At 57.9% G+C, this 12472-nt stretch carries 12 protein-coding genes and 1 pseudogene; 6 read left to right on the top strand and 7 right to left on the bottom strand.

Going from position 1 to position 12472, the window contains the following annotated elements; translation table 11 throughout:
* Positions 1–6: 6 nt before the first annotated feature.
* From J3489_RS31855 to J3489_RS31840, 4 genes are all read right to left on the bottom strand, one after another.
* Complete coding sequence (locus tag J3489_RS31855; RefSeq protein ID WP_207004804.1) at positions 7–648, bottom strand: DUF1109 domain-containing protein; 642 nt, start codon at positions 646–648, stop codon at positions 7–9.
* Positions 638–1246: a sigma-70 family RNA polymerase sigma factor gene (locus J3489_RS31850; protein WP_207004803.1), complete on the bottom strand. Its 609-nt coding sequence runs from the start codon at positions 1244–1246 to the stop codon at positions 638–640. Before J3489_RS31850 ends, J3489_RS31855 begins: the two co-directional genes overlap by 11 nt.
* Positions 1247–1292: 46 nt before the next feature.
* Positions 1293–1823, bottom strand: coding sequence for a DoxX family protein (locus tag J3489_RS31845; RefSeq protein WP_207004802.1), 531 nt, complete (start codon positions 1821–1823; stop codon positions 1293–1295).
* A 633-nt stretch (positions 1824–2456) separates the two neighbouring features.
* The gene (locus J3489_RS31840) at positions 2457–2717 is read right to left on the bottom strand and encodes a type 2 periplasmic-binding domain-containing protein (protein ID WP_207004801.1); all 261 of its coding nucleotides are present in this window, start codon (positions 2715–2717) and stop codon (positions 2457–2459) included.
* 791 nt (positions 2718–3508) lie between these two features.
* On the opposite strand from J3489_RS31840, the gene J3489_RS31835 reads away from it, so the two are divergent.
* The 3 genes and pseudogenes from J3489_RS31835 (at position 3509) to J3489_RS31825 (ending at position 5447) form a co-directional block, all read left to right on the top strand.
* The gene (locus J3489_RS31835) at positions 3509–4126 is read left to right on the top strand and encodes an SIS domain-containing protein (protein WP_207004800.1); all 618 of its coding nucleotides are present in this window, start codon (positions 3509–3511) and stop codon (positions 4124–4126) included.
* Positions 4127–4204: 78 nt separating this feature from the next.
* Positions 4205–4459, top strand: a pseudogene (locus J3489_RS38030) (transposase); the annotation flags it as partial.
* Between the two features lie 511 nt (positions 4460–4970).
* Positions 4971–5447 (top strand): winged helix-turn-helix transcriptional regulator, encoded by a 477-nt coding sequence (locus J3489_RS31825; protein ID WP_207004799.1) that lies wholly within the window; start codon positions 4971–4973, stop codon positions 5445–5447.
* Between the two features lie 159 nt (positions 5448–5606).
* Here J3489_RS31825 and J3489_RS31820 read toward each other — a convergent pair whose 3' ends face one another.
* Positions 5607–6473 carry a class I SAM-dependent methyltransferase gene (locus tag J3489_RS31820; protein ID WP_207004798.1) on the bottom strand — a complete coding sequence of 289 codons (867 nt, stop codon included), beginning with the start codon at positions 6471–6473 and terminating at the stop codon, positions 5607–5609.
* A gap of 203 nt (positions 6474–6676) precedes the next feature.
* On the opposite strand from J3489_RS31820, the gene J3489_RS31815 reads away from it, so the two are divergent.
* Both J3489_RS31815 and J3489_RS31810 read left to right on the top strand, forming a co-directional pair.
* Positions 6677–7648: a GlxA family transcriptional regulator gene (locus J3489_RS31815; RefSeq protein ID WP_207004836.1), complete on the top strand. Its 972-nt coding sequence runs from the start codon at positions 6677–6679 to the stop codon at positions 7646–7648.
* Between the two features lie 719 nt (positions 7649–8367).
* A complete protein-coding gene (locus J3489_RS31810) occupies positions 8368–9933 on the top strand; it encodes a DHA2 family efflux MFS transporter permease subunit (RefSeq protein WP_207004797.1) in 1566 nt (521 codons plus the stop codon).
* 414 nt (positions 9934–10347) lie between these two features.
* Here the strand turns inward: J3489_RS31810 and J3489_RS31805 are convergent, their stop codons facing one another.
* On the bottom strand, positions 10348–10986 hold the full coding sequence (locus J3489_RS31805) for a glutathione S-transferase family protein (protein ID WP_207004796.1): 639 nt from the start codon (positions 10984–10986) through the stop codon (positions 10348–10350).
* A gap of 292 nt (positions 10987–11278) precedes the next feature.
* Positions 11279–11377, bottom strand: coding sequence for a DUF3563 family protein (locus J3489_RS31800; RefSeq protein ID WP_309491452.1), 99 nt, complete (start codon positions 11375–11377; stop codon positions 11279–11281).
* A 226-nt stretch (positions 11378–11603) separates the two neighbouring features.
* On the opposite strand from J3489_RS31800, the gene J3489_RS31795 reads away from it, so the two are divergent.
* A complete protein-coding gene (locus J3489_RS31795; RefSeq protein ID WP_242540468.1) occupies positions 11604–12200 on the top strand; it encodes a TetR/AcrR family transcriptional regulator in 597 nt (198 codons plus the stop codon).
* Positions 12201–12472 lie beyond the last annotated feature (272 nt).

Raw genomic sequence — 12472 nt, 5'->3', positions numbered from 1 at the left:
CCGCATCTACCAGCGGAGTATCCATCGACCGGCCACCCCCCCGATCAGTGCGGGAACGGCCATCCCCAGCGAGTACCAGGTAGCCCAGCAGGGCACCTCGGTCTCCGGACAGCGCAAACAGTAGGCCAATGTGCCGATCGCTCCTGCCAGCAGCCCGATCGTCACACCTGCCGTCACGGGTCGTGTGACGGCCAGCCCTCGCATCGCCCAGAACAGCATGAGCAGCGGCAGACTCGACAGTTGAGCGATGTAGAGCGAACACGTGCGCCAGGTGTGCCCCAGCACGAGATCCACGCGGTCCGTACCGGGCGATCCAGACAGGATCGCCACCGCGGCGAACCATACCGCTGCAACCGGAAAACCTAGCGCGAGCCAGGCGCGCCCGACGCGGAGACCCGGTCGCGCGAGGCGTGCGGTCACCCACAGCCCTGCGGCCATCATCGACAGCGATAGCAGAACCTTGACCCAGAAAAGTTGCGCGAGGAATGCCGTCTCGAGCCTGACACCGTTACGCGGGATCGTCGGCAGCATTAGCAACGCCGTTGCGATGCTTGCCACAAGGGCTAAGCCCAGGCGTTTGCTAACCGTCGCTCGGCTGGGCGGACGCGGCGCGTCCGCGAGTGTCGCGATGAGGTCTTCAGTCTTCATGGTCTTTCCCCCGAATCCTGGCGGCAAGCGCCCTCAGTCCCCGATGTACCCCGACCTTCACGGCGGACTCGGAAAGCCCCGTCAGCGAAGCCGTTTCGGCAACCGACATGCCCCATAGCCGCATGTGCACGATCGGCAGCCGTTGCGCTTGCGGCAGTGTCGCCAGCAACTTCTGCAGGTCACGCTGCGCGTCCGATCTGTCACTGCCGGATTCCACGAACAGTCCCCCGTCGTCATCCAGTGGCTCATGCAGCGAGTCCCAGCGAAAGCGCGCGCGATGATAGTCCGCCACCTTGTAGCGCACGATGGCACTTATCCAGGCTGTAAGCGGCACTTCTCGCGTGAACGTATCGAGACCCTTGTGAACGGCGATCAGGATCTCCTGCACCAGGTCTTCCACATCTTCATCCCGCCTGCGCAGTTTCTTCCTCAGCCGAGCGCGCAGATGCCGCGTCAGCTCGAAGAGAAAATCGCGGTAAGCCGCCCTGTCACCATCGAGCGACTGCAGGAGAAGCGCGCTCAGCCGGCGCTCCGCAGTCGATTGCGCCGACGCGTTCACGTGCTCGGCCACGGTGTGGTTCAGGTTTCCAGCGGTCATGATGCAAAGCGCCGAAAGAGCGCCAACGCCGACAGGTTTCGAACAATCAGACGTGGGCCTCGGGCACGCGATGATGACTTTGAATGCCCGCGTACCACAGGCGCAGCTGCGTATCGACGGCGAGCGGCCCGGCACCACCGAACACCAGGGTCAGCAATCCGGTCGCATACAGCAGGTCGGTTTCGTAGCCCGGTGGTCCGAACTGCGGTATGCCGTTCACGACGTCCATCAGCTTGATCGAGGTGAACCCGAATTGCAGATGGACCGTCAGCGAAGCTACGGCAAGCACGACAAGCATCGGCACCGTAATGATCGGCACGAAGGCACCGACAAAAATCGCCAACCCGCCAAGCAGCTCGATCACGATGGTCGCCCAGGCCATGAAATGCGGCGCCGGTACGCCGAGCGCATGAAGGATCGCGGCGAAATGTTCTGGATGCTTCACTATCTTTGCGTACCCGTGAGCCATGAACCCGTACCCGATCATCAAGCGAATCGGCAATGGGGAAAGGTGCTGAAGCTTCGAAGCGAGGCACGATGGATCAACGAGACGGAGGAGTGAACGAAGTTGCTTCATGAATGAATCCAGTATGGAGAGGAGCGACCCGGACCAAGCAAGTCGCGCCAGCTCGGTGATGAGCGCCTGTCATTCACTAGATCGTTCCAGCGCGCAATTTGGTTACAGGAAGCGGGACCTTTTACGAACAGATCGCGCTGTCGGCCGTGCGCACAATGCGACAGCACGCTTCGATCCGTTGTCCGCAAGCAAGCCCCGATTTTTTTCAGCGGATGTAACGCTATTCGACGCAGGCGCAGCCCTTACGCCTCAATACCTCAGCTTTTGAAGCCTCCCTGACTTCTTTTCGGGTTTCAGTCTGCACGCGATGAACCTCTTGTCGAAGTGGAAGAGACATTCGAGTGACCAATGCCTCTCGCGGCCCAATGATCGTAGCTAGCCGAAGCTGGCCTGAAGTAATCGACCGCGATCGACGGCTTACGTTCAGCCCGGCGTCGTCGGCACGGCGGCTTTCACGATGAAAACGTTATCCTGCAAAAGATCTCGTATAGCGCCAAAGAAAATCAGCACACCTACGCGAATTTCTTCTGGCGTGGTTCGTTTGCCAGCCTTTCGCGCTTCACCCCAAGATGTCGTTAGCCGGAAGGCTATTTAACTCGCTATGTCAAGCTGATAATTTGCCCGCGGCCTCTCTCACGGTGCGGACAAAGTATTGCGTGGCAATGACATCTGCTCCCTTTGTCGCAGCACCAATCCGACTGGTGGCATTTCAAGGTCCAATTCTGTTCTCACAATTTCCAGCGCATTTAGCTCGGCGAACTGGGCTGCAATCGGAGCAGGCATAGATGCCAGTAGGTCGGATGAGCGCTGCAGGGCAAGATTTGCCGTCACAGAGACAGACTCGATGGCAGGCTTGGGGGAGACAAGCCGGAAATCTGGCGTGAGTCCTTTCATTTCTCTTCCTCTTTGGTCAGTTCGATCGGACCATCCAGGATCGCGGATTCGGGGCCTGCACAATGGCTTCTCGCGCCCCACCGTTTGACACTATCACCATGATATCTACTATCCAAAAAGAAGCAACAGCGACACGTTTCCAACAGGCCTTACAGATCCGTGTTTCAGGTGTTGTTAATGATGGGTCATTCCCTTCCGGGGGTGTCGCAGTCCGTGGCAGCGCTCGCCAACACGCCGCTCGCAGATGGACAAGCGCCCGTGCATTGAGCGAGGGTAATCAACACTGGTCTCGAAATTATGCTTTTGTAATGATAGTTACTACTGTGTAGAAAGCATGAAGGGCCCTGAACATGCTGGGCACTAGCGATTCGTTTTTTGAAGGAGAGGCATTCAGCATGGTGACAAGCAATGCCTTCCAGGCAGCAAAGACGCGATCTGTTGAAGGTGGCGGAGTCAGGCACGCATACCGAGTGGTCGGAAAGGATTCCGCTGAGCCGCCCCTTTTCTTCTGTCATCGCTTCCGGGGCAACTTGGGCGAATGGGACCCGCGTCTGACTAATACCATCGCCGAGAAGCGCCAGGTTTTGCTCTTTGGCAATGCAGGTGTCGGTTTATCAAGTGGAGAGCCGGAGTCGACGGTACAAGGAATGACGAAACACGCAGCGACCAGTCGATGCGATTGGTGGTTCGAAGCGTCGCCAGAAGTACCTCGTGCAGCCGATCCCAGACGCCTGCCTGCCGGCAGTCGCGCAACCTGCGCAAACGACTCACGCTGAAGCTAAGGAAGAACAATGTCGCAGTGGACAACTAGGGCCCATGCAATATTGGCGGCGGAAGCTGCAGCAATTGCAGCAGTAACTTTGGATCCATCCTTCGATGAAGCGATCGAAACGCTATTTAATTGTTGCGGAAAGATCGTTACAACGGGCATGGGCAAGGCCGGGTTAGTGGCTAGAAAGTTCGGCGCTACACTTTGCTCTACGGGGTCCCCGGCAACCTACCTTCATCCAGGCGAGGCTGTGCACGGCGACCTCGGGGTGATATCGCCGAAAGATTGCATCGTGGCCTTTTCGACAAGCGGGAAAACAAGGGAGGTTCTGGATGCGATACAGCTTGCTCGTCATCTTGACTGCGGGCCCATTATCGCCATCACATCCCATCCCGAATCAGAATTGCGTCGGCTAAGTGACAAGGTGATCGATATGGGGATCGTAAAGGAGCCTTGCCCACTGGAAGTTACGCCGACGGCCAGTGTGGCAGTGATGTCTGCGATCGGAGATGCAATCGCGCTAATCCTGATGGAGAGAAGGGGCTTCTCGTTGCAGGACTATGGATTGCGGCATCACGCTGGATATCTGGGCGCGAAAGCACGGGAAGGTAACGGTGGTCGACTATTGGCAGGCTGTTGAAATACCTTCCGCGCCGGTCATCCGGGCGGGAGGGGCAAACGTCGAGACAAAGAATCGAACAACACTGAGACCAAAGCGATGCGCGGAGCGGACGGTTATATCGAGTCGATGTTCACGACGTCTCGGCTGGATGACTTCGTTCCAGCCGATCACCCGTTGCGACCGATTCGGCTGTGGCTGAACGACACGCTCACTCGCATGGATGCACTCTTCTCGCGTAGGTACGAGAGCGAGGCCAAGAGCGGTCGCCCGAGCATCGCGCCGGAGAAGCTGATTCGGGCGCTGCTGCTGCAGGTGCTGTATTCGATTCGCAGCGAACGCATGCTGACAGAAGTGCTGCCTCTCATGAGAACTGGCATGGCGAGAAGCGCAGCAACGAGACACATGAATCCGGCGCGGACTGTCAGGCCCGGCGGTTTCGCAAGAGTTGTGGCACGGGTGCGATGCTTTGCTACATTTCGTGGCAACGTGCCGCGCACATGGCGTGACGCCGCATGTGGCACAAAATGGAATAGCACGTGTTGGCGAAGGGATATTTCAACAGCCTGTTGGGCGTGCCAGCTTCAGCACCTTTCAGGTCTGCCGCCGAGAACTCGCTGACATGATGGCCCGGTTTACCGGGAGCCGCTCAATCCGAACACGGGAAATGGCTGAAGAACGGCGATGCGACAATAAATTGCGTTGTTGAAGTGGCTACATTGAAAATAGTCACACGGTGCGGCCATTGGCATTAACCCCTATTGGCTGGCCGGGACGCGTCCGGACAACCGTAGCACCTAGATACGCCGAAGTCATCCAATACAGTAACTTGCAAAGTGAAATTCACTAAGCTAGACTCGAAACCATGAAACGAAAAAGCTTTGAAGACATGGAATGTCCAATCGCCCGCACTTTGGAGCGCGTCGGCGAATGGTGGAGTATTTTGATCCTCCGGGACGCAGTAAGAGGTTCGACGCGCTTCGACGAGTTTGAGCGTAATCTTGGGATTTCGCCCAATATTCTTAGCCGACGCCTCGCGACCTTGGTCGAAAATGGCTTCCTTGAGAAGCGCCTTTACAGCGTAACGCCTCCTCGCATGGAATATCTACTAACCGAGCGAGGAAAGGCCTTCCGGTCCGTTCTGTTTGCGCTTACCGCTTTTGGTAATGACCACTTTGCGGACGACGGTGTCGCGTTGCAAGTTGTCAACAAGCGCACCGGTAGGCCTGCCAAACTCGTGGTCGTTGATGCGCGTACCGGCAAGCCCGCTACTGGGCCGAATTTCGAGCTTGCTCCAGGGCCGGCTGCGAGCAACGCCATCAGGGGTAAGTTCGGCGCTTGATATGATTCCGCGTGCCAATAAGGATCGGTTTTCGGCTTTTTGAGTTGCGTGCCATCTGAATTTTCTCAGAGAGACGTAGCAGTAAATCTCTACGTTGGATCTTGATAATATCCGCGGGATCATCACCGCATTACGGAAGCCCGCCCGGTTAACCTGCCGCTATCTAGTTTGGGCCGCACGCTCGAGCACAGCCTGAATGAGTCCGATCCTGCCTTCGGCGAGATTGCGGGCGAAGTTGGCAATCATCGTCGGGAATGCTTGTCCCATAACGACGTGTAAGCCGAGCGCAGGCGTTCCCGCTGTTGCCGTCGACGCTGCACGACGTGCTTCGAACCATTCGATGCCTGCCCGAGTCCCATCGTGCCAGGATATGACACGGAAGCCGGCAGCTTCCAAGATGTCTCGCATTGACGTTGGGCTGAGCAGGAAGCTTGTATTCTGATTACTCGCCCAAGGCACTGGAAAGTGTAGCGGCGCGCCACTGGCGGCGACGACATCGTAGATCGCGAACCGGCCACCGGGCTTCAGTACGCGAAACGCCTCAGCATACAGCTTGTCGCGGTCCGCAATGTTCATGGCCACATGCTGTGTCCAGACAAAATCGAACGAACCGTCTTCGTACGGGATTGACAAAGCGTCAGCGCATTGATAACTCACCAACGAGTCGAGGTCGGCTCGTTGCGAGAGGTATGCCGCCGCGTCCACAAATGAGGCATTCAGGTCGATGCCATAGACTCGGCAGCCAAATGCCGAGGCGAGATAACGTGACGGACCACCGAGGCCTGAGCCGATATCGAGCACAACGCTGTTTACAGCGATACCTGCTTCACGAGCAAGCTCAATCGTCGCGTCTGCGCCTCTCGTATGGAATTGGTCCAACGGCGCGAGCACCTCCGGCGTCAATACGCCATCCCCCGATCCCGCCGCCGCAAGCGCAGCTCGGATTGCTTCCAACAGATTCGAGCGGCCATAGTGTTCGTCTGCCTTTTCACGTTGCGACGTGACGATCTCATTTGGAAGGCTCATACCGACTGCTCCCTTTGCAGGCGCTGCTGTCGATCATCGGTAAAGGGCATGCACATGCCCGTCGCTGTCACTTTCATGGTCCTCTCCAAGGATGATCAGGATCGTCGGCACGAACTAGAATCGCGTTCGGACTGGGATCACTCTAGACAGAGTGCGGCGTTTGGGCTATCGTCATAAATGACAACTTTATGATCATTTACGCCATGCGTTTGACGGTACTCGCCCTCGACGGCGTTTTCGATACGGCACTTTCTTCGATGCTCGACGTTTTCACCACCGCCAACGAACTCGCCGAAGTTCAGGAGCCTGGAGTGGGCCCGCGCTTCGACATCGAGCTGATCGGTATGCGACGCGTCGTGCGGACTGCTTTGGGTATGCGCGTTCCGGTCAAACCGGTGAGCGCAATGACCAGCCCCGACTGGCTGGTCGTGCCTGCACTTGGCACGAAGATGCCTGCACAACTGCTGCCCGCGCTCGGTCGGCGCGACGTGATTGATGCGATGGCATTGCTGACCGAAAGCCACGCCAACGGCGCCAAGATCGCGGCCGCTTGCGTCGGCACTTTCGTGCTGGCGGAATCTGGGCTGTTGGACGATCATGAAGCGACCACAACCTGGTGGCTCGCGCCGCTGTTTCGTCAGCGTTATCCCGCGATCCGCCTGGACAGTACGCGCATGCTGGTGCCCTCGGGTGACTTTACGACGGCCGGAGCCGCGATGGGGCACCTGGACCTCGCTCTTTGGCTGCTGAATCAGGCGAGCCCCGCGCTTGCGTCGATGGTAGCCCGCTACATGCTGGTAGACGCGCGGCCTTCACAGGCGCCCTACATGATTCCGGATCATCTGGCTCGGGCGGACCCGCTCGTCGAGCGCTTCGAGCGTTGGGCAAGAGGCCGGCTCGCTCAGGGCTTTTCGCTTGAGGCAGCGGCAGAGTCCCTTTCCACAAGTGCACGAACACTGCAGCGTCGCATCGAGGCCGTGCTGGGCAAATCTCCGCTGTCTTACTTCCAAGACCTTCGCGTCGAGCGGGCCGTTCATCTGCTCCGCACAAGCCGTCTTGATGTCGAGGCGATCGCCGCCGAGGTCGGCTATGTCGACGGCGCGACGTTGCGCACGCTTCTGCGCCGACGCCTTGGCCGCGGGGTGCGCGAGATACGTGGTGCTGGGGGCCAATGACATCTGATAGTCCGGTCTGCAGGATTTTGTGATCGCCGGTGGTGATTTCGAGGGGGAGGTTGCGTCGAACGCCGATGATTGCCGCAAACGGGTTCGGCCCGACAGCCCGTCTCGTTATCCGCATCTTGACCGGCGAGTCTCGGTCGAGAAAAAGCCTGTTTACTTTCAATGACATAGCACAGCGCTTGTAATCTGCCGGCGGATCGCGGTTACTCTCCGCTTTTGAAAGTTTGCGTTGGATCGAAGGCTATGAGCGCATCGCCGAGATGCTACCGGGTCTGCCATCCACGTGCTTGGTGTATGCGGCCGACCGCTGCGCCCGTCAACTCTCCCATCACTTCTCGCCCGTTGTTAGTCATGTACACAGTCTTATGCCTGCACGTTCGTTGCAAATGCGGGACTGTGCCAGTTGAGGCTTCCTCCGATTTTCTGTTGACTTTAGATTGCATTTGAACGCTAATAGGATGTCGCTTGAACGCTAAATGAGCGCAAGCCGGCGGCCCGCGTTTCCACGATGGGCTGGGGATGGAGCCCGTCTATTGGTCAAGGAGAGGAAGCATGCAGCGGGATCGGACGGGCAAGTTCGCGTTCGCCAACGGAATCCGAATGCATGCGCGGATGCTGGGGCAAATTGAACTCGTTTTACCCATGTCCGCCGTTTGCGGGTTGATTGCGGGGCAATCGGTATCTGCCGCTGTAGACAGCCACAGGTTCGAGTCATGAACGCATCGGATCGTACGCCTGCGTCGATGCCACCGATATTGCCGTTCGCGGTGATGTGCGTTGGTATGTTCGTCGCCCTGCTTGATATCCAAATTGTCGCTGCGTCGCTGCAGGATATCGGCGGCGGTCTGTCCGCCGGGAGGGATCAAATCGGGTGGCTGCAGACGGCCTACCTGATCGCTGAGATTATTGTTATCCCGATGTCCGGCTTGTTGACACGCGTCTTTTCCACCCGGTGGCTGTTCGTTGTGTCAGCGTTCGGGTTCACTGTCGCCAGCATGCTGTGCGGACTGGCCTGGAGCATTGAAAGCATGATCGTGTTCCGGGCTCTTCAGGGCATGCTGGGCGCGTCGATGATCCCCACGGTCTTCACCTCGATCTTTCACTACTTCCCCGGCAAGCGGCAACCACTCGCCGCGGCTGTGATTGGTACGATAGCCTCCCTGGCACCGGCGCTCGGGCCGGTCATTGGCGGCTGGGTCACTGATGCGCTTTCCTGGCGCTGGTTGTTCTACATCAACTTGGTGCCTGGTCTACTGGTGACCTTCGGCACTGCCACGCTTGTCGATATCGATGAACCGGACCTCTCTTTGCTAAAGGGCGCTGATTACTTGGGTATTGGCCTTATGGCCGCGTTTCTTGGGAACCTGGAGTATGTGCTCGAGGAAGGAGCGCGCTGGAACTGGTTCGATGATGCCGGCATCCGTCTTGGTGCTTGGGTTTCGGCCATCGCCGGCACGCTTTTCGTGGCGCGCAGCCTGACATTTCCCCGTCCTGTAGTTGATCTACGGGCCTTGAGGGACCGCAATTTCCTGATCGGCTGCATCCTGTCCTTCATTACTGGTATTGGTATTTTTACCACCATCTATCTGGTGCCATTGTTCCTAGGGTACGTGCGTGACCTATCGGCTTTGCAAATTGGCACGATTGTCTGTGCGACGGGAGTTGGCGCACTCCTGGGTATGCCGTTCTATATCGTCCTCGCTCGCCGAGTCGACCTGCGTTGGCTGATGACTTTCGGTCTTGCGATGTTCGGGCTATCCATGCTGGGATTTAGCTGGATCACGCACGATTGGGGCGGAGATCAGTTTCTCTGGCCGCAACTCATTCGTGGCTTTCCTCAGGTGTTCGCTGTGGCGCCTGCCGTCACACTGGGTCTGGGTAGCTTGCCCATGGAACGGCTCAAATATGCCAGCGGACTGTTCAACATGATGCGCAACCTGGGCGGAGCGGTGGGCATCGCATTTTGCGGTGCGATCCTCAACAATCGGACAAATTTTCACTTTGAGCGCCTCGCAAGCAGGCTTACCGCAAGCGACCCATCTGCACAGTTGTTTCTGCACCGAGCGCAAGCGCAGTTCGGGCGGGCAATGGATGATGTAGGCCGTGCGAAGCTGGCCGCACTCAAGCAACTGCGTTCGTTGGTCTTCCGCGAAGCATTGACGATGGCCTACGCCGATGCGTTCCTTCTGATAATGGCCATTTTCGTTATCGCTACGGCGCTGGCGCCACTGCTGCGCAAGGTGGGGCCAAGGGCCGCCGGTACCGACTCGGGGCATTAAGAAGGTCGCACTATGAGCCTTGACGGTTTTCCAAACGAGGCGCCGTGAATGTAGCAAGTGGATTTAAACGAGTCGGCGCGTCGCGTGCCTGCATGAGTATTCACTGCGGAGAGCGGCCGAGATTTGGTCGATAACCGCCGTCAATACTCCCAGTGTGACGCATTCGCCGCTTGAGCTGCTTCGCAACGTCAAAGACCAACGAACTACCTCAAAACAATCACAAGAGATCTAAGTTGAACGGAAATATCGCACTCGATATGCGCTCACTCTCCCTCGGAGTTGCGATGGCCCTTGTAACCGTCGCCGGGCCTACAAATGCAAGCGCCGCCCACGGCCAGATGCCGATGACGGGTCGTTAGTGATTTCCCGATGAAGCTGCCGAAGAGGCGGGGTCCTTCGGTAGCCGACATCTTTTTACCCTTGTCGCGCGCCGAAGGCCGCCAATCCTCGAAGGACGGCAGGCCGCGCCATGACGGCCCTGTACCAGCGATGAAGTTGTGGAAGCATGCTCCAATCAATGTGCCGCTCAAGAGCGAACGCGATAGTGACCGCTGCGATATCGGCTAATGTAAAGGTCTCCCCGGCGACAAACGTGGACGTTTTTACGAATCGCTCTGCAGCGGAGAGAGCCTTTATAGCGCGTAGGTCGAGCGCTTGCGGCGAAGCGCCCTTCTGGCCATCCGACCGGAGGTGAAATGCGGCGTGGCTGACGGCAATTACATCCGTCAAAAAGTAGCAGAATCGTTCATAAACGATGGCACGTTGGCGTGCGCCGCCAACAGGGAACAAGGTTCCCGGAACAGCTTCTGCGACATAGAGCAGGATCGCATTGGATTGCGTGAGAACAAGCGCTTCGTCATTATCGGTGCGGTCGACGATCACAGGCACCTTGCCCGCCGGGTTGAGGGCTAGGAACTTCGCCTCCTGCTGTTCTCCTTGCTGAAGATTCAGCCCGATGGGGCGATAAGGCAATCCTGCCTCTTCCAGAGCTATCGCGACACGCAGACAGTTCCCCGTGCGTGCGCCATACAGGTCTATAGGGTTTGAACGCATCTGGCGCCTATGTGGTTGCAATTCCGTCTCGACATTTAGATGATATTAAACATCATAATATGATGTCAATGAGCGGGGAAGGCTATCGAAAAGTTCGAACCCTCCTGAAGAGCCGATAGCCACGAGCGTGTTTTCGTGAACATTCCCGTGTCAGTGGGGCGGGCGCGACCGAACCGGGAGCGGGAAGGGTTTGTTGAACGGCCGGGCTTATTTAAGCTCTCTGCGCGCCAAGCGCCGTATTCCGCGCATTTCGCTATCGTCTCGAGGCGCGTGGGCCGACTGGCTCGACTCCCTACCCGTCGATTTCGATCGAGCGCATGCGGCGTTCAAGTTCGCAGGGATCGATCGATGCTGCGAGATAGGCGTCGCGGCGGCTATGTTGGACATGCACATGAAAATCGCCGTCACTTTCATGGTCCTCTCCAAGGATGGCCAAGATCGTTCAGTAACGAACAAAAGTCGCGTTCGGACTGGGATCACTCCAGACAGAATGTGACGTTTGGGCTATCTTCGCAAATGACAACTTTATGGTCATTTGCGCCATGCGGTTGATGGCGCTCGTCCTGGCAGGCTTGTGGAACTTTGTTTAGATGTTGTGTATCCTCTGGATGGTGAGGATGGTTGCCGCCATGCGGCATTGGCAGAGAGCGATGAGAAAATCGAGGCAGGAAGCGGCGCAGACAAGGCAACGCATCGTAGATGCCGCGTCGGTGGAGTTCCGGCGAAAAGGAATTGGCGGCGCGGCACTGTCGGACGTCATGTCTGCGGCGGGGCTGACTCACGGGGGCTTTTACAAGCACTTCGAATCGAAGGATCAGGTTATCGAGGAATCCGTGAGTCAGGCTATCCAGTCGCTCATTGATGGTGTTGAAGCTGCCGCGTCTGGTGGCCGTGGGCCTGCCGCAGTAATTTCCGGCTATCTTTCGACGAAGCACCGAGATGACCCGGGAAGCGGCTGCCCCTTCGTAGCCTTGGGGAGTGAACTGGCACGCAGCGCGGCGAACGTGCGCGAAGCGACGACGGAAGGCTTTTCGAAGCTGGTGGAAGCCATGGCGGCGCAGTTCGACGATTTGCCAGCCGCTGCCGCGAAGAAAAAGGCGCTTGTCACGCTTTCGACGATGATTGGGGCTGTGACGATCGCCCGGATTGTGACGGACCCAAAGCTTTCCGCCTCCATACTTCTTGAGGCGCGAAAGCGCCTGACGACCGAATAGCCGTGGCAATACAATAAACAGTGCCATCGCTCTTCGTTCCATCCATCCAGTTGCGCCTGCGCCTCCCTCATTTTCCTGGCTGTCGGATCGTTGCGTTTCTACAGATAGTCTCGGGCTGGAATACAAGGACCGCGACGGCTGCGGTTATCCCGTCTATGCCGCCGCTGGCAGGTCAGTGAGCGGCGGTCATTTCACAGTCACTGCCGTTTGCGCTGCTTCTGCTACTCGGCTGTCGGGAGGAACATCCCACCCGCCGCCGAACGCTCGAAAGA

The sequence above is a fragment of the Trinickia mobilis genome, from assembly GCF_017315705.1.
In the GTDB taxonomy this organism is placed as follows: Bacteria; Pseudomonadota; Gammaproteobacteria; order Burkholderiales; family Burkholderiaceae; genus Trinickia_A; species Trinickia_A mobilis.
The sequence above is the reverse complement of the archived record's forward strand: the minus strand, read 5'-3'. Positions and strand labels throughout refer to the sequence as shown.

Coding starts and splice junctions, on each gene's coding strand:
- J3489_RS31820 (WP_207004798.1), bottom strand. CDS start 6,473: ATGAGCCTTCCAAATGAGATCGTCACGTCGCAACGTGAAAAGGCAGAC.
- J3489_RS31845 (WP_207004802.1), bottom strand. CDS start 1,823: ATGAAGCAACTTCGTTCACTCCTCCGTCTCGTTGATCCATCGTGCCTC.
- J3489_RS31855 (WP_207004804.1), bottom strand. CDS start 648: ATGAAGACTGAAGACCTCATCGCGACACTCGCGGACGCGCCGCGTCCG.
- J3489_RS31825 (WP_207004799.1), top strand. CDS start 4,971: ATGAAACGAAAAAGCTTTGAAGACATGGAATGTCCAATCGCCCGCACT.
- J3489_RS31815 (WP_207004836.1), top strand. CDS start 6,677: ATGCGTTTGACGGTACTCGCCCTCGACGGCGTTTTCGATACGGCACTT.
- J3489_RS31840 (WP_207004801.1), bottom strand. CDS start 2,717: ATGAAAGGACTCACGCCAGATTTCCGGCTTGTCTCCCCCAAGCCTGCC.
- J3489_RS31810 (WP_207004797.1), top strand. CDS start 8,368: ATGAACGCATCGGATCGTACGCCTGCGTCGATGCCACCGATATTGCCG.
- J3489_RS31835 (WP_207004800.1), top strand. CDS start 3,509: ATGTCGCAGTGGACAACTAGGGCCCATGCAATATTGGCGGCGGAAGCT.
- J3489_RS31795 (WP_242540468.1), top strand. CDS start 11,604: ATGGTTGCCGCCATGCGGCATTGGCAGAGAGCGATGAGAAAATCGAGG.
- J3489_RS31805 (WP_207004796.1), bottom strand. CDS start 10,986: ATGCGTTCAAACCCTATAGACCTGTATGGCGCACGCACGGGGAACTGT.
- J3489_RS31850 (WP_207004803.1), bottom strand. CDS start 1,246: ATGACCGCTGGAAACCTGAACCACACCGTGGCCGAGCACGTGAACGCG.